Origin of the sequence: Leucobacter insecticola (assembly GCF_011382965.1) — a bacterium.
Taxonomy (GTDB): domain Bacteria; phylum Actinomycetota; class Actinomycetes; order Actinomycetales; family Microbacteriaceae; genus Leucobacter; species Leucobacter insecticola.
The window spans coordinates 2,625,102-2,646,764 of the sequence record NZ_CP049934.1 but is presented as its reverse complement, the minus strand read 5'-3'; the positions used below and the strand labels follow the sequence as shown (position 1 = coordinate 2,646,764).

Sequence of the window (21,663 nt, the reverse complement as noted above, 5' to 3'; positions counted from 1 at the left end):
TGTAAAACAAGAGCCTAGGCTCTTGTTTTACAGCTCCGTGCAGCGCTCACAAGCGCTGTCAGGGCAGGGCAAAGCGAAGCTTTTCCGTGTGTGGGGAGCTGTTTTGTGGGAGCCTAGGCTCTTGTTTTACAGCTCCGTGCAGCGCTCACAAGCGCTGTCAGGGCAGGGTAAAGCGAAGCTTTTTCCGTGTGTTTGGGAGCGGTAATTCAAGAGCCCAGGCTGTTGAATTACAGCTCCGTGCAACGAGAGAGGCAATCTCAGATGACAGAACGATCCCTCGCGGTTGTGATCCTCGCAGCGGGGCAGGGTACCCGCATGAAGTCGGCTCTGCCGAAGGTGTTGCACCGGATTGGGGGCGTTCCCTCATCGCGCACGTGCTCGATGCCGCTGCCGGAGTGTCTCCGCAGCAGGTGATCGCCGTGGTGCGACACGAGCGCGAGCGGGTCTCTGCAGCGATCGTCGATCACGCCCCCGACACGATCATTGTTGATCAGGATGATGTTCCCGGCACGGGGCGTGCGGTCGAGCAGGCGCTTGCGGCGCTGCCTGGCGACTTCGACGGCTCGGTTGTGGTGCTTTCGGGCGACGTGCCGCTTATCGACGCGGTCACGATCGAGCGCCTGGTGCGCGGGCACCTTGACGGCGGTCGGGCGATGACGATGCTCTCCGCGATCTACGAAAATCCCACGGGTCTCGGCCGGATCCTGCGTGATACCAACGGTGCCGTCACTGGCATCGTTGAGGAGAAAGACGCGAGCGAGGTGGAGCGCCGCATCACAGAGATTAATGGCGGCATCTACGTGTTTGCCCGCCGCGATATTGAGCGTGCGCTCTCCGAAATCGATACGAACAATGCGCAGGGAGAGAAGTATCTGACCGATGCTGCGGCCCGCATTCTCGCGAGCGGTGGGGTTGTCGAGGCCGTCGCAACCAACGATGCCTGGCTGATCGCCGGTGTCAACGACCGCGTACAGCTGGCTGAAGCCGGACGCGAACTGAACGCGCGTATCGTGCAGGCTCACCAGCGTGCGGGTGTCACGATCCAGGATCCGAGTGCGACGTGGATCGACGCTGACGTTTCGATCCAGCAGGATGTTGAGATCCTGCCGGGAAGCTACCTGCACGGTGCGACCTCGATCGCGAGCGGCGCGATTATTGGCCCGGATACCACCCTCGTGGACTGCGAGGTGGGGGAGGGCGCGAGGATCCGACGCAGCGAGGCGACGCTCGCAGTGTTCGCGGCGAATGCTGAAGTTGGGCCTTTCACCTACATTCGCCCCGGGACAGAACTTGGCGAGGGCGGTAAATTGGGTGCTTTCGTCGAAGTGAAGAATGCGAAGATTGGCGACGGCAGCAAGGTGCCGCATCTTTCGTACGTCGGCGATGCCACGATTGGCGAGGAGTCGAACATCGGCGCGGGCACCATTGTTGCGAACTACGACGGCGTGAAGAAGCACCAGACCGTCGTTGGTGACTCGGTCAAGGTCGGCTCCAAGAATGTTCTCATTGCTCCGGTTACCATTGAAGACGGCACGTACACGGCGGCGGGTACTGTGGTGCGTAAGAACGTGCCTGCAGGATCCCTCGCAATGAACGTGGCACCCCAGCGCAATATTGAGGGCTGGGTGGCCGAGAATCGGGCGGGTACGAGTACCGCTCGGGCAGCGGAGCGAGCACAACTGAATAAGACTGAAGCGGCGAACAATGGCGGGAACGAGCTGAGATGAGGAACACGCAGCGATGAGCAATATCGAGATGGCCGGGCAGAAGAAGCTCGTCTTGATTACGGGCCGGGCCTATCCCGAACTTGCTGAGCAGGTGGCTGCCGAGCTGGGAGCCGAGCTTGTCCCCACTGATTCGCGGACCTTCGCGAACGGTGAACTCTATGCTCGTTTTGACGAGAGCGTGCGTGGCTCGGATGCGTTTGTCATCCAGTCACACACGAATCCCATCAACGAGTGGTTGATGGAGCAGCTCATTATGGTGGATGCGCTGAAGCGTGCGTCTGCGAAACGCATCACCGTGGTTGCCCCCTTCTACCCTTACTCGCGCCAGGACAAAAAGGGTCGTGGGCGCGAGCCGATTTCTGCGCGCCTCGTCGCTGATCTGTTTAAGGCGGCTGGTGCGCACCGCATCATGTCGGTGGATCTGCACGCCTCGCAGATTCAGGGCTTCTTTGACGGCCCGGTTGACCACCTGTTTGCGATGCCGGTGCTGCTGGAACACTTCCGCAAGACGATCGACCGTGACGATCTGACCGTCGTATCACCCGATATGGGTCGCGTGCGCGTCGCCGATATCTGGAGTGACAAGCTGGGCGCTCCGCTCGCCATTATTCACAAGCGCCGCGATCCGATGGTCGCAAACCAGGTCTCGGTGCACGAGATCGTTGGTCAGGTGAAGGATCGCTGGTGTGTCGTTGTTGACGACATGATCGATACTGGCGGGACGATCGCGAAGGCTGCGGAAGCGCTGAAGGCTGCCGGGGCACGCGGTGTCACGATTGCGTGCACGCACCCCATTTTCTCAGGGCAGGCGACGACGCATTTGTCGCAGGATTTCATCGATCAGGTTGTTGTTACGGACACGCTTCCGGTACCCGAGGAGAAGCGTTTCGAGAAGTTGACGGTGCTGCCGATCGCTCCGCTGCTCGCGAAGGCGATCCACGAGGTCTTCGAGGACGGCTCGGTCACCTCGATGTTTGAGGGCGCGGCGTAGAAAAAACGCGTACCAGCGTTTTTCAAGCCGCGGTGAGGGCGTCGCCCGAGGCCTACGGAGCGAAGCGAGAGGTGGCGGCGTAGCGCGAATCACTAGAACGAAATCGCATCGCGATTTCGCGTGATTCGCGGTGCCGCCACTGCGGCAGACGCATCGCGTTCTTTACGCCGCGGTGAGGGCGTCGCCCGCCGCGCGAAGCCCCTCACACGGCCTGGGCCGCGGATCCTGCGGGGAGCTCGGCGAGATGCCGCAGAGACGCGGGGATCTCACGGCCTTTCGCGGTCATCGCCTGCGCCCACAGCCTGCCCGCGCGGTAGGAGGAGCGCACGAGGGGCCCCGCGAGCACCGCGGCGAACCCCATCTCCTCGGCCTCGATCCGCAACTCCGTGAACTCTTCTGGCCGCACCCAGCGGTCGATCGGGTGGTGCAGTCTCGAGGGGCGCAGGTACTGGGTTAGGGTCAGAATGTCGCACCCGGAATCGCGCAGTTCCCGCATGGTGTCGATGATCTCGGCGCGATCCTCACCCATGCCGAGGATCAGGTTTGACTTCGTCACCATGCCGGCCTCTTGCGCCTGCCGAATGACGCCGAGGGAGCGGTCGTAGCGAAACCCTGGGCGAATGCGTTTGAAGATGCGCGGTACGGTTTCGAGGTTGTGGGCAAACACCTGAGGCCCGGTCTCGAAGACCTGCGCAAGATCTTCGGGCCGGCCGCCGAGGTCATCCGCAAGGACTTCAACACCGGCGCCCGGGTTGAACTCTTTGATCTTGCGGATCGTTTCGGCATAGAGCCACGCGCCGGTATCTGGCAGATCGTCGCGGGTCACGCCCGTGATGGTGGCGTAGCGCAGTCCCATGGTGCGCACGGATTCGGCGACGCGGCGCGGCTCATCGGTGTCGAGAGCGAGGGGCTTCCCCGAGGTGATCAAACAGAAGTCGCACCGCCTGGTGCAGATAGAACCGCCGATCAAGAAGGTCGCCTCGCGATCCTCCCAGCACTCGTAGATGTTGGGACAGCCGGCTTCTTGACAGACCGTGTTGAGGCCTTCGCGTTTCACGAGTGCCTGCACGTCGCGATACTCGGGGCCCTGGCGTGCGCGGGTCTTGATCCATTCGGGCTTGCGTTCGATCGGGGTTTCGGAGTTGCGGACCTCCACGCGCAACAGCTTGCGGCCTTCTGCGAGGGGGGTACCGAGATTTGTGGCGCTCACTGGGCGACCTCCTGAAGTGCTGCGGTGAGATGTTGAACGAGCGCGGGGGCAACGTCGCTCGGGGTGATGGTGCGCCCGGTCAGGCGACTCATGGTGGTGACTCCGGCATCGGTGATGCCGCAGGGCACGAAGGATTCAAAGGGCGTGAGAGAGTTGCTGCAGTTCACAGCGAGGCCGTGCGTGACGATGCCCTCGCTTACTCGGATCCCGATCTGCGCGAACTTTTCGGCGGGCAGGCCGTCGGGATCCGCCCAGACGCCTGTGCGCCCCTCGATTCGGCGGCCGGTGACGCCAAAATCGCTGGCGGTGTCGATGATGACCTGTTCGAGGGTGCGGATGAAGTCGACGAGGCCGAAGCGGTTGTTCAGGCGCACCACGGGGTAGGCGACGAGCTGGCCCGGGCCGTGCCAGGTGACTTTGCCACCGCGGCTCACGGGCACGACGGGGGTGCCGTCATTGGGGTATTCCTCGGGGAGGGATCTTCGGCCTGCGGTGTAGACGGCGTCGTGTTCGAGGATCAGTAGCGTGCCGGGATCGCCGTCTGCGAGCCGCGCGGCCGCTTCGTTTTGGAGTTCGAGTCCGTGCTCGTATGGGACGAAATTGGGGGAGAGGCCAGCGTGAACCACTCGGGTGTTACCGAAGGGGTGCGGGGTTTGTGCGGATGGGTGAGCGGAAGTCGATGCGATAGCCACACCCCACAGCTTAGTTGAACTCGGTCTATTAAAGGCAAGTGTCGCTCACACACTCAGCTGAACTCATGTAGACTCTTGTGCTGTACTTCGGCGAGGGGCGCATGCGCCCGTAATCGACGCGGGACGGGCTGCCTCAGCGGGCCATCTTGCTGCGTAATCACGCGAGTGCGAGACACCAATTCCGGCGGCACCACCGCCACATTGGGCGAGAGCCCGTCTAGGAGATCAATCATGAGTGAAACTAACAAGCTGGTAGCGGAAGTTCGCAATTCTTTCGGTAAGGGCGTCGCCCGCAAGCTCCGCGCAGCAGGCCGCACCCCCGTTGTCGTCTACGGACACGGCACCGACCCCGTGCACCTGTCGCTCGAGACCCACCCGCTGAGCCTCATCATCCGCCAGGCGAACGCGATCATCGAACTCGACATCGAGGGCCGCAAGGAGCTCGTGCTCGTGAAGGACGTGCAGAAGGATCCGGTTCGCCAGATCATCGAGCACCTCGACCTGATCGTCGTGAAGAAGGGCGAGCTCGTTGAGGTTGAGGTTCCGGTCCACGTTGAGGGCGAGTCGTTCTCTGGCACCAACGCGCTGCTCGAGCTCAACACGCTGCGCCTGAGCGCTCCCGCCACGTCCATTCCCGAGAACGTTGTCGTCAACATCGAGGGTGCTGAAGAGGGCACCCAGGTGCTCGCTGGCGGTATTGCACTGCCCAAGGGCTGCGCACTGCTCGACGATCCCGAGCAGCTGGTTGTTCACGTTGTTGTGCCGCGTGGTTCTGCAGCTGACGAAGAGGCCGACGCAGCAGCCGCCGAAGAGGCCGCTGCCGAGTAGGCATCTCTCGCACATTCTGGCCCGTCGAGTTGGCGCTTTCACGCTGACACGACGGGCCGTTTGTCTGCCCGGGTCATCTTGGCCATCGTGTTTGTCGGTGGCTCCTGCGATTATTACTACTGGGAGATCACATGTTCTGGCGACGCAAGAAGAAAACGGAGGATCGCGTGTCGAGTGACAGCTGGCTCATCGTCGGTCTGGGCAACCCCGGGGCGAAGTACGAGGCGACCAGACACAACGTCGGGCAGATGGTCGTTGATGTGCTCGCGGCCAGGGTTGGGGCTAAGTTTTCACCGCATCGCAGCAATGCGCGTATTGCGGAAGGCCGGATCTCACCCGGAGGTCCGAAGCTGATTCTCGCGAAGTCGAACGGGTATATGAACACCTCAGGTGGTCCGGTGTCGGCGCTCGCCCGCTACTTCGAGATCCCTGCAGAGCGCATCATCGTGATCCACGACGAGCTCGATCTGCCTTTCGACACGATCAAGCTCAAACAGGGCGGCGGTCACGGTGGCCACAATGGTCTGCGTGACATTGCGAAGGCGCTTGATACTCCCGAGTTTCTGCGCGTGCGCGTGGGAATTGGTCGCCCGCCAGGCCAGCAGGATCCGGCAGATTACGTGCTTCGGCCGTTCGGATCCTCAGAGCGGGCAAACCTCGGCGTACTCCTCGAAGACGCGGCCGACGCGGCCGAGGTGCTCACTACTGCCGGCCTCACTGCCGCGCAGCAGACCTTTCACGGGCGGGCGAGTCAATGACACTTCGCGGAATTGACCGTCTACTTGAGGCTTCCTCATCGTTTGCGCGAGCGCTCGACGCGAGCGCGAGCGACGCCGAGTTTTCGGTTGCCGAGGGACTGCGTGCGCCACTGATCGCGGGGCTCCTGCGCCGCCGTCGCGAGGGCGGGGATCGTGGGCCACTTCTCGTAATTGCTGCCACCAGCCGCGAGGCCGATGCGCTGCGCACGGCTCTCGCCTCACTGATCCCAGAAGCGGTGACCGCAGAGTTCCCCGCGTGGGAGACGCTGCCACACGAACGGCTGAGCCCGAGCGTCGAGACGGTCGGAAGACGTGCTGCGGCGCTGCGCTTGCTGCGTGACGCCGATCCAGCGCGGCCACTGATTCTCGTTGCCTCGGTGCGTGCCGCACTGCAACCGGTGTCGCCGCATGCAGTTAACGCCCGGTCGATCGTGCTCCGCGGTGGCGACACGGCAGCGCCGCTGGAGGAGATCTCACGTGGCCTAGTCGATCTGGCCTACACCCGCGTCGATATGGTGACCAGGCGCGGCGAGTTCGCGGTGCGCGGCGGCATTCTTGACGTGTTTCCCCCGATGGCGGAGCAGGCCGTGCGGGTTGACTTCTTCGGTGACGAGGTTGATCAGATCAGGCGCTTCGCGGTGTCGGATCAGCGTAGTGTCGGAGAACCGCTGCCAGAGGTCGAACTGTGGCCCGCCCGCGAACTGCTCCTCACGGACGAGGTGCGTGAGCGGGCGGCCGAGTTGCTCCCGCGGTTCCCCGCGCTGGGAACACTGCTTGAAAAAATGAGCCAGGGCATGCCGGTTGAGGGCATGGAGAGTCTGCTGCCGCAGCTGGTGTCTGGGCTGCAGCCCTTGACCGCGTTGCTGCCGGATGGCGGTGCCGTGCTCGTCGCTTCGCCGGAGCGCGTGGCGAGCCGTGCGGTGAGCCTCGCCGACACCAACCGCGAGTTCTTGGAGGCGGCGTGGCAGGCGGCGACCGCCGGTGCTGAGGCTCCGGTTCCGGTTGAGGACAGCGGACTGTTGTCGCTGACGGAACTGCGTGCTGCGTCACCCGGTCGGCCCTGGTGGTCGGTGTCGAGCTTCGTGCGTGACGAGGCCGCCGGTGACGAGGCCGTGATCCCGCATGAGCCCCAAGCCATCGCGGTGCATGGCGGCCCCGTCTCCAAACTCAGCGGTGCCGAAGCGACGGGTGCCGCGATCAAGCTCCTGAGTGACCGACTTGCCGCGGGCTGGCACACGATCGTGACCGCGCAGGGTGCCGGGCTTGTCGAGCGGGCCCGTGACGTCCTCGCCGAGGCTGGCGCTGCGGCTCGCATTGTTGACGAACTTCCCGAGCGACTCGATGACGGCGTGATCTACCTGGTCACGGGCACCGCCTGGTCCGGCTTTGAGAGCGCGGAAGCCAAACTGCTGCTCGCGACCGAAGCGGAGTTCTTCGGGCGAGCAGTGTCGAGTCAGGCGGCGAGCGGGCAGAAGCTCGCGAAGCGACGCGGCAAGAACGTTGTCGATCCGCTGAAGCTGGTCGCGGGTGATTTTGTGGTGCACGAGACGCACGGCATCGGCCGCTTCGTTGAGCTGACGCAGCGTATGGTGCCGACCGGCGTTGGGAGGGACGCCACGAAGGCGCTGCGTGAATACCTGGTGCTCGAGTATGCCTCGAGCAAGCGCGGCATGCCCAAAGACAAGCTGTACGTGCCCACCGATCAGCTCGACCAGCTGTCGCGGTACGTCGGCGGTGAGGCCCCCGCGCTCTCGAAGATGGGCGGCAGCGACTGGGCGAACGCGAAGAAGAAGGCGCGCAAGGCCGTCAGGGACATCGCGGTTGAACTCGTGAAGCTCTACTCAGCGCGCGTCGCGTCGAAGGGCTTTGCGTTCTCGCCCGATACGCCCTGGCAGCACGAACTCGAAGAGGCGTTCCCCTACGCCGAGACGCTCGATCAGCTGACCACCATTGACGAGGTGAAACGCGACATGGAGCGGGCGATCCCGATGGATCGCCTGATCGCGGGTGACGTCGGCTTCGGCAAGACGGAGGTCGCGGTGCGTGCGGCGTTCAAGGCGGTGCAAGACGGGAAGCAGGTGGCGATGCTCGTGCCCACCACCCTGCTTGTGAACCAGCACTTTGAGACGTTTCAGGATCGATTCGCTGGGTTCCCGGTGCAGCTGCGGCCGCTCAGCCGCTTTCAGAGCGACAAGGAAGCGAAGGAGACGATTGAGGGTCTCGCCGCGGGCACGGTCGATGTGGTGATTGGCACCCATCGGCTGCTCGCCGAGGGTGTGCTGTTCAAAGACCTCGGTCTGCTCATTATTGACGAGGAACAGCGGTTCGGCGTGGAACACAAAGACGCCATGAAGAAGCTGAAGACCAACGTTGATATCTTGGCGATGAGCGCAACGCCGATCCCGCGCACGTTGGAAATGGCGGTCACCGGGATCCGTGAGATGTCCACGCTCGCGACCGCCCCCGAGGATCGCCACCCGATCCTGACGTTTGTGGGTCCGCGCAGCGACAAGCAGATCGGGGCTGCGATCCGCCGCGAGATGCTGCGCGAGGGACAAGTGTTCTTTGTCCACAACCGGGTGGCGTCGATTTCTCGGGTCGCGGCGCACATCGCGGATCTGGTGCCAGAGGCGCGCGTTGCGGTCGCCCACGGCAAGCTCAGTGAGCACCAGCTTGAACAGGTGGTGCAAGACTTTTGGGAGCGTAAGTTCGACGTGCTCGTGTCGACCACGATCATCGAGACGGGCCTCGATATCGCCAACGCGAACACGATCATCATCGATGCCGCCGACAAATACGGCTTGAGCCAACTGCACCAATTGCGTGGCCGGGTCGGCCGCAGCCGCGAACGGGCCTACGCCTACTTCCTTTACGATCCCGACAAGCCCCTGACCGAGCACGCGCACGAGCGGCTGGACACGCTCGCGAAGAATAATGAGCTTGGCTCGGGCATGCAGGTCGCGCTGAAGGATCTCGAACTGCGCGGTGCGGGCAACCTGCTCGGCGGCGAGCAGTCCGGCCATATCGCGGGCGTCGGGTTCGACCTCTATCTGCGGATGATTGGCGAGGCCGTCAGCACCTTTAAGGGTGAGGACGTGCAAGACAACACTGAGCTGGTGCTCGAGTTGCCCGTCGACGCGCACATCCCCGAGGAGTACGTGGAGAGCGATCGTCTCCGGCTCGAGGCGTACCAGAAGTTCTCTGCGGCCTCGCACCCGCAGGCCCCAGAAGATCACGTCACGCTTGTGCTGGAGGAACTCACGGACCGCTACGGCGAACCCCCCGCTGAGGTGCAGCGACTCGCGGCGATCTCGGCGCTGCGTCGCCGTGCCGCACGACTCGGGCTCACCAAGGTAGTCGCGGCCGGCACCGTGCTGCGCATCGAGCCGGTGAAGCTGCTCGACTCCAGAAAGATGCGGATGAACCGGATGTACCCCGGATCCCGCTACACCGAAGCGACGCAGAACCTACAGATTCCGCTCCCCGGCGGCACCGCCTCCTCCCGTAGTCCGCTCGCAGGGGTGGGGCAGCGTCACGTCGGAGACGAGGGTGACATTGTGGCCTGGACCGGCCGGGTGCTTGCGACCCTGCTGGAGGAAGACGCCCCGGCGGCGGAGTAGTGTGCTCGGAGCAGCTGGAACTATTGCGCGTTGCAGGCCTCCTGAAGCGCGGCCCCGGTAGCCTGCAACTCGGGCAGGCGCGCGGAGACGATCGCTGAGAGTTCCTCGCCGTAGCCCTGCAACGTGCTGAGCGAGCCGAGATCGCCGAGTGATCCTAGATCGCTGAGAGATTTCACGTCCCCGAGAGATCCGAGATCCCCGAGATCCAGACCACTGAGGTCTGGCGCACCGAGCGCCTGCACGTCAGCGGCGAGACCGTTCCAAGAAGCGCGAGCGTCGTCGATGGCCGCGATCACGGCCGGGTCAGTTGCGGTGCCCGCCGCCGCATCGAGGGATTCGAGTACCGGATCCACGAGCGCGGCCGCGTCGAACTTGCCGCTGGTGATCAGCTCCGCGATCATCTTGGGAGCGTTTGCTTGTGCGTCAGCTATGACGGCATCGATCTTTTCGGCCGCCACCCGGCAACTCCCGTTGCCCGAAACGGAATCTGTAACCTGGCTGATCCCGCTGCAGGCAGCAAGCGGAGCGACGAGCAGCGTCGCAGCGAGCGGTAGCGCAATCCTGCGTGCTGTGAAACGAGACAAAGACATGGGGGCAACCTTTCTTGCGTGAAACACAACTCTAGAATCTCCACCTTAGAAGTCCGTGCTTCAGCGCCGTAACCGGGAATCTCGCCATTCCGCAGCAGTGAGTGCATACACAGCCGTGTCGCTCCAACTGTCGTCATCTTGCGGCCAGTCTGCGTGACTGTGCTGTTCGAGACGCAAGCCGAGCCTGGTTGCGAGGGCAGCCGAGGGGAAGTTATTGGGATCAAGATACGCGATCACTCGGTGGGCGCCTATCTTCTCAATCGCGAGATTGAGAAGGGCGGTGGCGGCTTCGGAGGCAAGACCCTTACCTTGGTAGGTCGGTGAGAGAATCCAACCGATCTCGAGTTCCCGAGCTTCGGCTGAAGAGACCTGTAGTTTGACCCGACCCATGCACCGACCCTCATATTCAAGAGCCAGTTTCACCGCATCCCCGTCCTTGGCAAGTGTCATACCGCGACGATCCTGCTCGATCACAGACGCGGCTTCGGGCATGCTCATCGGACTGACGCGCAGGTAGCGCGTCACCTCGGGGTCTCCCAACAGTGATTGCAATGCGCGGGTGTCGCCGTCGCTGTAACGCCGAATCTTGAGCCGTTCGGTCCGCAGCGGAATTGCTGATTGCTCAATGAAATTGTAGGGGAGCGGGAGTGGAGCGGGCGGCCCTTCGCTGGGCAGTGCAGGGGGCACCGGAACAGGTGAGGGACTACGAGGAACCGGTGATCCTGAAATCTGTGCTGCCCATTCCTCCCGATCGATTCCGTAGAGCGCGAGATTGACCCAGCCACTCGGTTCCCACTCCTTCTCGAAAGCCGTACCCTCGTGGCGCATGCCGAGCCGGGTACAGAGTGTAGCTGAAGCCGTGTTGCGATCATCGAGCTGCGCAATCACCCGCTGGGCTTCCAGGCTTTCGAATGCAAGCCGCAACACTTCTGCGGCAGATTCGGCAGCATAACCGCGCCCGTGCTGATCCCGAGCGAAGACCCAGCCCACCTCGATCTCGTGCTTCACGGTGCTCGCGACCCGCAGCATCAGATCCCCGATGACACGCCCGCGTTCGGTGCCCGCGGCAAGTTCAACGGCGAGAAACACGCGGTCGCCGTCATTGCGCAGAGCGCCCTCGCCTGCGGTGTTATCCGTTCCCGCGCGAAGCTCGGTGTGCGCCCGGGCCTCCTCCCGTGTTCGTTCCGGCCAGGGGATGTAGCGCAGGATCTCCGCATCGCTTTGGTACCGCCAGACGTCATCGGCATCGCGTGCGGCGAGAGGCCGGAGCAGCAGTCGCTTGGTGCGGATTGGTTGTCGCGCGAATATTTCACGGAACCAGGTGTCTGGTGGCCAGATGGTAGTCACGACAGTTTCCTCAGCCATGTAGACGAGGCTATCTCAGAGAGGCCTTGTTGCAGCACACGAGTAGGCCTGCGTCTGTTGGACGATTAACCCAACTCCGCGAGAGCGGCGATCGCCACCGCACCGTTCGGCGCTATCGCTGCGAGCTCAATGCGGGGCCCCCCGGTGTTTGAGTGCACGTCGGGGTTTTGCTCGGCGACTCGTCCGCAGAGGTGCGCTGTTTCGTTCGCGAAAAGCGGTGCGCGGGCCAAGAATCGGAAGCGGGTGATCGTCGCGCCCGGCAGCTCCTGGAGCAGCGCGCTCAGCAGGAACGTCGCCAACAGTGGGCCGTGCACGACGAGCCCGGGGTAGCCCTCCTCGCGAGTGGCGTATCGCAAGTCGTAATGGATACGGCTTGTGTCAAAGGTCAGTGCTGAGTAGCGAAAAAGTGTGACTTCATCAGCGCTGGTCGAGCGAACCCAGTCCCACCCCTCGGGAGCCGGACCGTCTGGGCGGGGAGCTTTGCGGGTCGCGAGTGGGGACAGTATGGCCGGCTCCCTATACAGCAGAGTCTGACGTTCGACGAGCGCGAGATCCCGAGGGGTCTGTACTTCGTGGCGGAGCCTCACAAAGCAGTGGGCACCCATGTTGTTCTTCTTGGGAACGATCGCCTCAATGGTTGTGGTCCGCGTCAGGTGTTCGCCCACGGTGATGGGGAGTGGAAGGAAATGTCGCTGCCGGTCCACATGCGGCGCGGTAGCCCGAATCGAGTGACGAAGTCGCAAAGCAACGAGTGACCCTCAGGCCCGGGCTTGTCATCCGTGGTCGGTGGGTTGAACTGCAGCCAGTGTCCGAGCGGAAACAGGCTCGCGGTGTCAACGGAGTCAGGATCCAGCGGGGCGTTGAGGAGGGTGGCGAGTCCGAGCGCGCCTGCGCGTGAAGCGATGTCGCTGGTGGTTTCAGAGCGTCCAACCCATGAGCTGAGGGTTGCTTGGGTGGTTGTCACCGACATGAGAAGTTCCCTTCAGGACTGCGCGGCAAACTGTTGAGGTGCCCCGCGAGACGACCCGTTACTTTGTTCGTAGCTCCTGATCCGCGAGGATGAGGAGTGAGGCAGCCAGCCGGGGCCGGCATGATTGTTGCCCCCTGTCGTACCAATGATCTGGGGGTGTTGTCACCGACCTCCGGTCTGGCGGTCGGTGATCGCTGATAGGGGCAAGACCACAGCCGCGCATATCGGGGCAGGGTCGTTCGTAACGTGGATGCCGACGCCTACCGCCACCTGACTGCCGAACACATACAAGCAGGACGGAGGAACACCCCTTGAACAGCATTGAGCACTACGACGACGTCGCGGTCTTCATCGGCCTCGATGTCGGCAAGAGCGAGCATCACGCGGTCGCGCTCACCCGCGACGGGAAGAAGCTCTACGACAAGCCGCTCCCGAACACCGAAGCCAAGATCATATCGGTGCTAGATCAACTCGCTGAGCACGGCCCCGCTCTGCTGGTCGTTGACCAGCCCGCCACGATCGGGGCGCTCCCCGTCGCCGTCGCGCAAGCGCATGGTGTGCTCGTCGGGTATCTCCCCGGCCTCACGATGCGCCGCGTCGCTGACCTCCACCCCGGTGAAGCGAAGACCGACGCACGGGACGCGTTCATCATCGCGGAGACCGCCCGCACGATGCCCTCAACTCTGCGATCGATCAAAGTCGCCGATGAGCAGATCGCGGAACTCTCGATGCTGTGTGGCTTCGATGATGATCTTGCCGCGCAAATCACGCAAGTCTCCAACCGCGTTCGAGGTCTCCTCACCCAGATCCATCCCACCCTGGAACGGGTACTCGGGCCGCGTCTGGATCATCCCGCGATCCTCGATGTGCTGCAGCGTTACCCATCACCGGGTGAGTTGCGCCGAGCCGGGCAGAAGCGCGTCGCGGCCAGGCTCCTCAAGCGTGCCCCGCGCAAGGGCGGGGCATGGGCGCAGGAGATCTTCGACGCCCTCGATCAACAGACCGTGACGGTCACCGGCACGAACGCCGCGAGTATCGTGCTGCCACGGCTCGCGAAGCAACTCAGCGAACTCCGCCAGCAACGCACCGATATCGCGTCCGAGGTTGAGAAGATCGTGGAAGCGCACCCTCTTCACCCGGTCCTGACGAGTATGCCGGGAGTCGGCGTCAGGACCGCAGCCAGACTCCTCACCGAGATCGTCGGGAAACATTTCCCCACGGCCGGGCACCTCGCGTCTTACGCCGGGCTCGCGCCCGTCACCCGCCGATCCGGCACCTCGATCCGCGGCGAACACCCCTCAAAGCGCGGCAACAAGGTCCTGAAACGTGCAATGTTTCTTTCCGCGTTTGCAGCGCTCCGAGATCCCGAATCACGGGCCTACTACGACCGGAAGATCGCGCAAGGCAAACGCCATAACCAAGCACTCATCGCACTGGCGAGGCGCCGCTGCGACGTCCTCCACGCAATGATCAGAACCGGCAGCCTCTACCAGCCACGAACCCAATCAGAAACCGCCCTCGCCGCTTGACAAACAACATAGGGGCACCCCCCATAACTAGTATCGTATACGGTACTCGGTATTTTGTTTCTAGAATTTGTAAGCCTACGCACAGGATGGAGTGCTCGACATGGGTGCAAGCTCAGAAGGTGCTGGTAACTCACGGTTGGTTCTTGGCTGGAAGTGGAGGGCGCCGCAACTTGGAAGGTTAAGTATCTGGTATACGATAGTTGTCGTTGAGCTTGTGGATCTCTCGTGAATCCCTCGCAAATATTCTTAGCAAACCAAGGGAAGCGGCACAGCTCGGTGGTCATTCAGAAGATCTCTCTTCAACGCGAAAGTCTGGGAGAGATTGCCTACAGACACCTCTTCGAAGCGTTTTTGAATGACGCACTGATCCCGGGCACACGGCTTCTGATGGATGACCTCGCCGAGCAAATGGGAATCAGCCGTACCCCGATTCGCGAAGCTCTGCAGCGACTCGAACGCGAAGGGGTGATCGAGGCTCACGGTCGGCGGGGATATGTGGTGCGGGAGACTACCGCGGAAGAACTGAACCAGCAATACCAGGCCCGCTCCGCAATCGAACGCTTCGCGATGGAACAATTAACCATTGACGGAGACGCGGGGCCACGGCTGCGGGCGATGCTCGATGAGCTCACCGCGCGGCCGCAAGAGACAGCGGATCAGGTGTTTCGCGCAAACCGAGACTTCCATCGCGGTGTTCTTGAGATGCTCGACAATGAGCTCCTTGAAGAGATGTTTGACCTCGTCTGGAACCGCGGGCTGACCTCAGGGATTTGGGCGAAACTGGCGCGGGACGAGGACTGCGTTGAGAAATTCTATGCTGACCACCTCGCGCTGATTGAGTCGATCGAATCCGGCGACATTGAGACGGCTCACGTTGCCGGGCTCGCGCACATCAATGCGGGCCGCGCGATGTACGAGATATAGGCGATCCTGCGCACAAAGCAAGAGCCGCGAGGCCCCCGACTGCGTGGACGCGGTGGTCGGGGATCTCGCGGCTCTCGGCGTGTCGGACGACTAGCTCGCGGGGCAGAGCTTGTTCCACTCGTCGAGCGACTTCTGCATGGACTCCTGGCGCCCTTGGAGATTCTCAGCGAGCGCTTCTGCTTCCTTCTGCATGTCCTCTAGCTTGCTGAGCGAAGCGGGGTCGGAGTAATCGATGTCGCTCATGTCGGGGAACTTGTAGTCGGCGAGCTCATCTGAGAACGCTTTGAATTCGCCAGCAACCTTGCCGAGCGCATCCGAAACCTCGACGTTGGTGACCTTTGAAGTTGCCTTGTCGAATGCGGCGTTGATCGGGTCGAAGAGCTTCGAAAGATCCGTATCTCCCGCGCCAAGCTCGCTCATTGCTTTCTGTGCATCGCTCTGTGCCTCATTGACGGTGGCATTTGCAACGTTGCACGCCGCTTCAACGCTCTGCCCGCCCGAGCAAGCTGCGAGCGGGAGGGCGAGGGCGATTGCTGCAACGACTGCGGAGGTGCGGCGGATGGACTTCATTTCGAGTGGCTCCTTGGAGTAATTTTGGGGGAAATTTTGTGCAGACTCCCAGTTTGGTGGGTGCCGGGAAAATTCTAGTAGACACCCGTGCGAAAGCAAGAAACCGACTCGCTCAGAGATGTCCCCTTGCTCGGAGGATGCCCAACGAGGTGCAACCTCTCGGGGCGACCTCTAAACTTGGCGCATGGTAAATGAAGCTGCCGGACAGGTCGAGCGGGCCTACCAGACCGTGCAACAGATGGTGGCTCCGGGGGGCTGTGCGTGGCACGAAGCGCAAAGCCATGAGTCGCTCACTCCTTTCCTGGTGGAAGAAGCCGCTGAGTTTATTGACGCAGTGGAGCGTCAAATGCCGGCGGAAGAAATCCGCTCTGAGCTTGGTGACGTGCTCTACCAGGTTCTTTTCCACGCCGCCATCGCTGAACGTGATGGTGAGGGCTACACGCTAGACAGCGTCGCAAGTGCGCTGAATGAAAAACTGATTGCGCGCCATCCGCACGTGTTTGGTGACCGCGGCTACATGACGGTCGAGGAACTGCATGCGGAGTGGGAACGACTGAAAGAGGATGCGGCGGGCGAGGCGCGCGGATCCCGCGGCCCACTCGAAGGAATACCCGCGGGGATGCCGACGCTCGCCCGCGCCGCGAAGGTGCTTGAACGGCTCAAACGGGCGGGGTTGATTGATCTGGCCGCCGAAGTGGGCGATGCTGAAGCCGTCGTAGCAGCGAGCGTGTCGGCAGACGTCACGGAAGACCAGCTGGGTGACGCGTTGCTCGATATTGTCGCCCGCGCAAATGTGGCGGGGGTGGATCCGGATCGTGCGCTTCGCCGGGCCGTCGACCGCAAGGCTTCGTCACTACTACGGCAATAGCCCCGCTTTGCGGGCGGCAGAAACCGCCGCATGCCGACCTGAACAGCCGAGCTTGGTCGAGGCCGTCTTGAGGTAACTCTTGACGGTGGACTCGGTGAGTCCGAGCACCTGCCCGATCTCAGTGTTGCTGCTGCCGAGCGCCACATGCGCAAGCACGTCGCGCTCTCGCGGCGAGAGATTCACGTTGCTTTCGTGGACGATCTCATCGGATCCTGAACCACCGCTGAGCCGTTTCAAGCGACTCTCCAGCGCAAGCAGCTTTGCGCGAAGCGCCGGATCAGAAACCCCCGCAGAAATGCCGCGCAGCTCGGCGTAGCTCTCGCGTAGCTCCTCGAGTGTTGCGGCCGGCATGGTGGGCTGCTCGACGAGTCGATTCGGGATCTCTGCCAGGCGCCTGGTGACCTCGTCGTTGATGCGGATATCGCGTATAAAGGCGCGGGTGACATTGGAGGCCGCGTCGAGGAGCGCATTACCGGGGGCGGAGGAGGTGCGGGATCCGCCATACACTACCGCGCGCACGCAGCCATCCACGATCACGGGGACCGCGAAGAGCATCCGGATCCCCTCACCGAGCACCTGAGCGTCGTAATCGTGCGTAATCTTGGAGGACCGCGCATAATCGGCCGTGAGCCGGGGGCGGCTCTCGCTCATCGCCCGCCCGCCGAGGCCGCGTCCCACCGCAACCTCCAGACCCTTGAGACTCTGCGTCTGGTTTCCGTGAAGCGAGGCAACGGTCGCAACGCCACGGTGCTCGAACCCACCAAAGGTGATATCAAATTTGGTGGCCTGTGCGAACGCTCGCACCGCAGCGTCGAGACTCGACTGCTCGGGTGTGAGCGTGTCTTGCTTCATCGCAGTACCTACTTTCGGGGGTATCACGATGGTAGCCGAAATCTCTACCGTTGGTACGCACGGCACCACCGTTGGTGTCGACCGGTATTTCAAAGGAGAAGTACATGTCCCATCACACTCACCCGCATGCATCCGCAAGCTACCGCGCGGTTTGGGATCGCAGCCAGGCGGATCGCGCAGCATTCTGGCTTGACGCGGCGAAGGCCGTCGACTGGATTGTTCCGCCCAGTGACGCGATTGAGGAGCGCAGCGAAACCGAGTGGCGCTGGTTCCCCGGCGGCAAAATCAACGTGTCTGCCAACGCATTGGACCGTCACGTCGACGCGGGTCGCGGCGAAAACACCGCCCTCATCTACGACTCGGCGATGACCGGCACGCGCGCCAGCATCAGCTATTCCGAACTGCGGGACCGGGTCGCTCGTTTCGCGGGGGCCCTCCGCGCGCAGGGCGTCGAAGCTGGCGACCGCGTGCTCATCTACCTGCCGATGACGCCCGAGGCGGTGACGGCGATGCTTGCGTGTGCGCGCATCGGCGCGATCCACTCCGTCGTCTTTGGCGGGTTTGCGGCGAGCGAGCTGGCGGTGCGGATACAAGACGCGAAGCCGAAGGTCATCGTGACCTCCTCTGGCGGCATGGAACCCGGCCGGGCCGTGGAATACCTGCCGCTCGTGAAGCGCGCGCTCGACATCTGCGGTGGCACCGAATCTGGTGTTGAAGCCGTGATCGTGCGTAACCGTGACACCGTACCGGGATCCGCGGCCGACTATGCCAGCGATCCCCACGCTCGCTGGGTGGACTGGGAGGGCGCGCAGCAGGGTGTCACCCCCGCGGACCCCGTGCCGCTTCCCTCGGATCACCCCCTCTACATCCTCTACACCTCGGGCACCACCGGAAACCCGAAGGGTGTCGTGCGCGACAGTGGCGGCTACGCGGTGGGGCTCTCCTGGGCAATGCGCGGCATCTACGACTTCGGCCCGGGTGACACGATTTTCACGGCCTCAGACGTCGGCTGGGTGGTTGGCCACTCCTTCATCGTTTACGGGCCGCTGCTCGCCGGCGGCACCACGGTGCTCTACGAGGGCAAACCGGTCGGCACCCCAGATGCGGGCGCGTTTTGGCGGATCCTGTCGTCGTACGGCGCGAAGATCCTGTCGACGGCGCCAACGGCGCTGCGCGCGATCAAGCGGGAGGATCCCGAGCTCTTGGAGCTTCAGAAGTACGACACCTCCTCCCTCAAGGCCGTCTACCTCGCGGGCGAGCGGATGGATCCCGAGACCTGGCACTGGGTCAACGACGGGCTTGGAGTACCCGTGGTCGATCACTGGTGGCAGACCGAAACCGGCTGGCCGATCTGCGCGAACCCGCTCGGAATCGAACCGCTGGAATCGAAAGCCGGCTCAACCACGGTGCCAATGCCGGGCTTCGATGTGCGCATCGTCGATTCCAAGGGCACCGACATTACGGCTCCCGGAGTAGAAGGCAACATCGCCATCAAGCTGCCGCTCGCGCCGGGTGCGCTGCTCGGGATCTGGGGGAGTGAGGAACGGTTTGTGAGCTCGTATCTTCAAGCGTTCCCCGGCTACTACGCCTCGGGAGATGCCGGCCACTTCGACGAAGACGGCTACCTGTTTGTGATGGGTCGCACCGACGACGTCATCAACGTCGCCGGGCACCGGCTGTCGACGGGCTCGCTCGAAGAGGTGCTGACGATGCACCCGGCCGTCGCGGAGTGTGCCGTTATCGGCGTACACGACGAGCTGAAGGGCCAGCACGCCGCGGGCTTTGTCGCCCTGAAGCACGGCGTCGAGGTGCACCGCGAAGAGCTCGCGGCGGAACTCATCAGGCTCGTCCGCGAACACGTCGGACCCGTCGCCTCGTTCCGTGACGTCACCATCGTCGAACGGCTCCCCAAAACCCGCTCGGGCAAGATCCTGCGTAAAACCATCCGCCAGATCGTTGATGGTGAGCCGTACAAGATCCCGGCGACCATCGAGGATCCGGCGGTGATTGACGCGCTGATCGTGGCTCTTGGGCGCACCGTACATGCCCCGGCGACCACGCAGGTCAAGATCCCTGTCGGCTGATCCCGAGCTTTCCCCTATCCATTTCCATGCGGCAAGGAGGCCACATGCCACACAACACTGAGGGTGCACAGGCGCACCCCATCGACTACGAAGCTTTTCAAGATAGGCCAGAATTTCAGGCCTATCGACGCAAATTCAAACGCTTCGTGTTTCCGGTCGCGATTGGATTCATGCTGTGGTTCCTGGGCTATGTGGTGCTCGCCGCATATGCGCATGAGTTTATGGCGCAGCCACTCTTCGGCATGAACGTCGGCCTCGTGCTGGGGCTCGCACAATTCATCACGACCTTCGGAATCACCATGTGGTACGTCTCGTTCGCGAATAGGCACCTCGACCCAGACACGACGGCGCTTCGTGCTGAACTCGAAACCCTTGAGCGCGACGGCACACTCGAACACGCAATTGACGGAGGCGAACGATGAACGCTGCAATGATCCTGCACCTTGCCCCCAAACAGGTCGAACAAAATCCGGTGCTCAACATTTCCATCTTCCTCGCGTTCGTCGCGGTGACGATGGTGATTGTGGTGCGCGCGAGCCGCAACAACCGCACCGCGGCCGATTACTATGCTGGCGGGCGATCCTTCACCGGCACACAAAATGGCGTCGCAATCGCGGGAGATTACCTCTCCGCGGCCTCGTTTCTCGGTATCTGTGGCGCGATTGCCATTTACGGTTACGACGGTTTCATGTACTCGATCGGATTCTTGGTGGCGTGGCTTGTCGCCCTGCTTCTTGTCGCCGAGCTGATGCGCAACACGGCAAAGTTCACGATGGCGGACGTGCTGTCGTTTCGGCTGAAGCAGCGCCCCGTGCGTATGGCGGCTGCGGCAACGACGCTCGCGGTGACCTTCTTCTATCTCCTCGCGCAGATGGCGGGCGCCGGTGGCCTCGTATCGCTGCTGCTGGGGCTTGAAGACAAGACCGCGCAGTCGCTCGTGATCGTGGTGGTGGGCGTCGTCATGATCATGTATGTGCTGATCGGCGGGATGAAAGGCACCACCTGGGTGCAGATCATCAAAGCCGTGCTGCTGATCCTGGGTGCCGGTGTGATGACCGTGTGGGTGCTCGCCCTCAACGGCTTCAGTTTCCATGCGCTGCTTGAGGCCGCGGTAGCGAACCCCGAGAACGCCAACGGTGCCGCGATCTTGGTACCGGGCCTGCAATACGGCGCGAACCCGCTTGATTTTGTGTCGCTCGCGCTCGCTCTCGTGCTGGGTACTGCCGGCCTGCCGCACGTGCTGATGCGCTTCTACACCGTGCCGACCGCGAAGGCGGCCCGCAAGTCAGTGGTGTGGGCAATCTGGCTGATCGGGATCTTCTACCTGTTCACCCTGGTGCTCGGCTACGGTGCCGCGGCGCTGGTGGGGCCGGAGACGATTCTCGCCGCGCCCGGTGGGCAGAACTCCGCAGCACCGCTCGTGGCTCTCGCACTCGGCGGGCCGCTGCTGCTCGGCTTCATTTCGGCCGTGGCGTTCGCGACAATTCTCGCGGTCGTTGCGGGGCTCACGATCACGGCTTCGGCATCGTATGCGCACGACATCTACAACAGCGTGATCAAGAAGGGGAAGGCAACGCCGAAGCAGGAAGTGAAGGTCGCAAAAATCACGACCCTCGTGATTGGCGGCATTGCGATCATCGGTGGTATCGGGGTGCAGGGGCAGAACGTCGCGTTCCTCGTGGCGCTCGCGTTTGCGGTGGCGGCGTCTGCGAACCTGCCGACGATCCTGTACTCGCTCTTCTGGAAGAAGTTCACGACCCGCGGCGCCGTGTGGAGCATGGTCGGCGGACTCGCCTCGGCAGTCCTGCTGATCGTCTTCTCGCCGGTGGTGTCGGGCACCGAAACCTCGATGTTGGGGGACGGCGTGAACTTCGCGATCTTCCCGCTGAAGAACCCGGGCATTGTGTCGATCCCGCTCGGATTCCTCCTGGGGTGGATCGGGTCCCTCACCGATCCCGGTGTTGAATCGCCGAAGCTCGCCGCCGAGATGGAGGTGCGCGAGCTCACCGGCTTCGGTGCGGAACCGCCCGTGAACCACTAGCGGCAGGCTCCTGGGATGGGTGAAGCCCTGTTGCCGGTTGAGGA

The 21,663-nt window shown here is 62.9% G+C and carries 18 protein-coding genes and 1 pseudogene; 11 read left to right on the top strand and 8 right to left on the bottom strand.

Features of this window, described 5'->3' with window-relative positions; translation table 11 throughout:
• Positions 1 to 261: 261 nt before the first annotated feature.
• Positions 262 to 1,727, top strand: a pseudogene (glmU, locus tag G7067_RS12400) (bifunctional UDP-N-acetylglucosamine diphosphorylase/glucosamine-1-phosphate N-acetyltransferase GlmU).
• 13 nt (positions 1,728 to 1,740) lie between these two features.
• Positions 1,741 to 2,718, top strand: coding sequence for a ribose-phosphate diphosphokinase (locus tag G7067_RS12395; RefSeq protein WP_166324901.1), 978 nt, complete (start codon positions 1,741 to 1,743; stop codon positions 2,716 to 2,718).
• Between the two features lie 202 nt (positions 2,719 to 2,920).
• Here the strand turns inward: G7067_RS12395 and lipA are convergent, their stop codons facing one another.
• Both lipA and lipB read right to left on the bottom strand, forming a co-directional pair.
• Entirely contained in the window at positions 2,921 to 3,928 is a 1,008-nt protein-coding gene (gene lipA, locus G7067_RS12390) for a lipoyl synthase (RefSeq protein WP_166324898.1), read from the bottom strand.
• Entirely contained in the window at positions 3,925 to 4,620 is a 696-nt protein-coding gene (gene lipB / locus G7067_RS12385; RefSeq protein ID WP_244301113.1) for a lipoyl(octanoyl) transferase LipB, read from the bottom strand. The genes lipA and lipB overlap by 4 nt, the downstream gene beginning before the upstream one ends.
• A gap of 231 nt (positions 4,621 to 4,851) precedes the next feature.
• On the opposite strand from lipB, the gene G7067_RS12380 reads away from it, so the two are divergent.
• The 3 genes from G7067_RS12380 (at position 4,852) to mfd (ending at position 9,826) form a co-directional block, all read left to right on the top strand.
• Positions 4,852 to 5,448, top strand: coding sequence for a 50S ribosomal protein L25/general stress protein Ctc (locus tag G7067_RS12380; protein ID WP_205881147.1), 597 nt, complete (start codon positions 4,852 to 4,854; stop codon positions 5,446 to 5,448).
• 131 nt (positions 5,449 to 5,579) lie between these two features.
• Positions 5,580 to 6,206: an aminoacyl-tRNA hydrolase gene (gene pth, locus G7067_RS12375; protein ID WP_166324895.1), complete on the top strand. Its 627-nt coding sequence runs from the start codon at positions 5,580 to 5,582 to the stop codon at positions 6,204 to 6,206.
• Positions 6,203 to 9,826: a transcription-repair coupling factor gene (gene mfd, locus G7067_RS12370; protein WP_166324892.1), complete on the top strand. Its 3,624-nt coding sequence runs from the start codon at positions 6,203 to 6,205 to the stop codon at positions 9,824 to 9,826. Before pth ends, mfd begins: the two co-directional genes overlap by 4 nt.
• A 20-nt stretch (positions 9,827 to 9,846) precedes the next feature.
• Here the strand turns inward: mfd and G7067_RS12365 are convergent, their stop codons facing one another.
• The 4 genes from G7067_RS12365 to G7067_RS12350 all read right to left on the bottom strand — a co-directional run bounded on the left by G7067_RS12365 (position 9,847) and on the right by G7067_RS12350 (position 12,751).
• A complete protein-coding gene (locus tag G7067_RS12365; RefSeq protein ID WP_166324889.1) occupies positions 9,847 to 10,416 on the bottom strand; it encodes a hypothetical protein in 570 nt (189 codons plus the stop codon).
• 60 nt (positions 10,417 to 10,476) lie between these two features.
• The gene (locus G7067_RS12360) at positions 10,477 to 11,781 is read right to left on the bottom strand and encodes a GNAT family N-acetyltransferase (protein WP_166324886.1); all 1,305 of its coding nucleotides are present in this window, start codon (positions 11,779 to 11,781) and stop codon (positions 10,477 to 10,479) included.
• Positions 11,782 to 11,846: 65 nt separating this feature from the next.
• Positions 11,847 to 12,446: an HTD2 family dehydratase gene (locus G7067_RS12355; RefSeq protein WP_166324883.1), complete on the bottom strand. Its 600-nt coding sequence runs from the start codon at positions 12,444 to 12,446 to the stop codon at positions 11,847 to 11,849.
• Entirely contained in the window at positions 12,431 to 12,751 is a 321-nt protein-coding gene (locus G7067_RS12350; protein WP_166324880.1) for an HTD2 family dehydratase, read from the bottom strand. Before G7067_RS12350 ends, G7067_RS12355 begins: the two co-directional genes overlap by 16 nt.
• A gap of 320 nt (positions 12,752 to 13,071) precedes the next feature.
• Here G7067_RS12350 and G7067_RS12345 point away from each other — a divergent pair, with 320 nt between their 5' ends.
• Both G7067_RS12345 and G7067_RS12340 read left to right on the top strand, forming a co-directional pair.
• Positions 13,072 to 14,280 (top strand): IS110 family RNA-guided transposase, encoded by a 1,209-nt coding sequence (locus G7067_RS12345; RefSeq protein ID WP_166325516.1) that lies wholly within the window; start codon positions 13,072 to 13,074, stop codon positions 14,278 to 14,280.
• A gap of 276 nt (positions 14,281 to 14,556) precedes the next feature.
• Positions 14,557 to 15,204, top strand: a complete 648-nt coding sequence (locus G7067_RS12340) for a GntR family transcriptional regulator (RefSeq protein ID WP_166324877.1) — start codon at positions 14,557 to 14,559, stop codon at positions 15,202 to 15,204.
• Positions 15,205 to 15,294: 90 nt separating this feature from the next.
• Here G7067_RS12340 and G7067_RS12335 read toward each other — a convergent pair whose 3' ends face one another.
• Positions 15,295 to 15,774, bottom strand: coding sequence for a hypothetical protein (locus tag G7067_RS12335; RefSeq protein WP_166324874.1), 480 nt, complete (start codon positions 15,772 to 15,774; stop codon positions 15,295 to 15,297).
• Between the two features lie 184 nt (positions 15,775 to 15,958).
• On the opposite strand from G7067_RS12335, the gene G7067_RS12330 reads away from it, so the two are divergent.
• Positions 15,959 to 16,642 carry a MazG nucleotide pyrophosphohydrolase domain-containing protein gene (locus G7067_RS12330; RefSeq protein WP_166324871.1) on the top strand — a complete coding sequence of 228 codons (684 nt, stop codon included), beginning with the start codon at positions 15,959 to 15,961 and terminating at the stop codon, positions 16,640 to 16,642.
• Here the strand turns inward: G7067_RS12330 and G7067_RS12325 are convergent.
• The gene (locus tag G7067_RS12325) at positions 16,631 to 17,494 is read right to left on the bottom strand and encodes a helix-turn-helix transcriptional regulator (protein ID WP_166324868.1); all 864 of its coding nucleotides are present in this window, start codon (positions 17,492 to 17,494) and stop codon (positions 16,631 to 16,633) included. The genes G7067_RS12330 and G7067_RS12325 overlap by 12 nt on opposite strands.
• A 104-nt stretch (positions 17,495 to 17,598) precedes the next feature.
• Between G7067_RS12325 and G7067_RS12320 the strand changes: the two genes are divergently transcribed.
• The 3 genes from G7067_RS12320 to G7067_RS12310 are packed head-to-tail and all read left to right on the top strand — an operon-like array spanning position 17,599 to position 21,619.
• Positions 17,599 to 19,578, top strand: coding sequence for an AMP-binding protein (locus G7067_RS12320; RefSeq protein WP_166324865.1), 1,980 nt, complete (start codon positions 17,599 to 17,601; stop codon positions 19,576 to 19,578).
• A 44-nt stretch (positions 19,579 to 19,622) separates the two neighbouring features.
• Entirely contained in the window at positions 19,623 to 20,000 is a 378-nt protein-coding gene (locus G7067_RS12315) for a DUF485 domain-containing protein (protein ID WP_166324862.1), read from the top strand.
• Positions 19,997 to 21,619 carry a solute symporter family protein gene (locus G7067_RS12310; RefSeq protein ID WP_166324859.1) on the top strand — a complete coding sequence of 541 codons (1,623 nt, stop codon included), beginning with the start codon at positions 19,997 to 19,999 and terminating at the stop codon, positions 21,617 to 21,619. Before G7067_RS12315 ends, G7067_RS12310 begins: the two co-directional genes overlap by 4 nt.
• The last annotated feature ends 44 nt before the right edge of the window (positions 21,620 to 21,663 follow it).

What these genes read in the sequence shown, in the direction of transcription:
- G7067_RS12395 (WP_166324901.1), top strand. Translation starts at nt 1,741, where the DNA reads ATGAGCAATATCGAGATGGCCGGGCAGAAGAAGCTCGTCTTGATTACG.
- G7067_RS12380 (WP_205881147.1), top strand. Translation starts at nt 4,852, where the DNA reads ATGAGTGAAACTAACAAGCTGGTAGCGGAAGTTCGCAATTCTTTCGGT.
- pth (WP_166324895.1), top strand. Translation starts at nt 5,580, where the DNA reads ATGTTCTGGCGACGCAAGAAGAAAACGGAGGATCGCGTGTCGAGTGAC.
- mfd (WP_166324892.1), top strand. Translation starts at nt 6,203, where the DNA reads ATGACACTTCGCGGAATTGACCGTCTACTTGAGGCTTCCTCATCGTTT.
- G7067_RS12365 (WP_166324889.1), bottom strand. Translation starts at nt 10,416, where the DNA reads ATGTCTTTGTCTCGTTTCACAGCACGCAGGATTGCGCTACCGCTCGCT.
- G7067_RS12360 (WP_166324886.1), bottom strand. Translation starts at nt 11,781, where the DNA reads ATGGCTGAGGAAACTGTCGTGACTACCATCTGGCCACCAGACACCTGG.
- G7067_RS12350 (WP_166324880.1), bottom strand. Translation starts at nt 12,751, where the DNA reads ATGTCGGTGACAACCACCCAAGCAACCCTCAGCTCATGGGTTGGACGC.
- G7067_RS12335 (WP_166324874.1), bottom strand. Translation starts at nt 15,774, where the DNA reads ATGAAGTCCATCCGCCGCACCTCCGCAGTCGTTGCAGCAATCGCCCTC.
- G7067_RS12330 (WP_166324871.1), top strand. Translation starts at nt 15,959, where the DNA reads ATGGTAAATGAAGCTGCCGGACAGGTCGAGCGGGCCTACCAGACCGTG.
- G7067_RS12325 (WP_166324868.1), bottom strand. Translation starts at nt 17,494, where the DNA reads ATGAAGCAAGACACGCTCACACCCGAGCAGTCGAGTCTCGACGCTGCG.
- G7067_RS12320 (WP_166324865.1), top strand. Translation starts at nt 17,599, where the DNA reads ATGTCCCATCACACTCACCCGCATGCATCCGCAAGCTACCGCGCGGTT.
- G7067_RS12315 (WP_166324862.1), top strand. Translation starts at nt 19,623, where the DNA reads ATGCCACACAACACTGAGGGTGCACAGGCGCACCCCATCGACTACGAA.
- G7067_RS12310 (WP_166324859.1), top strand. Translation starts at nt 19,997, where the DNA reads ATGAACGCTGCAATGATCCTGCACCTTGCCCCCAAACAGGTCGAACAA.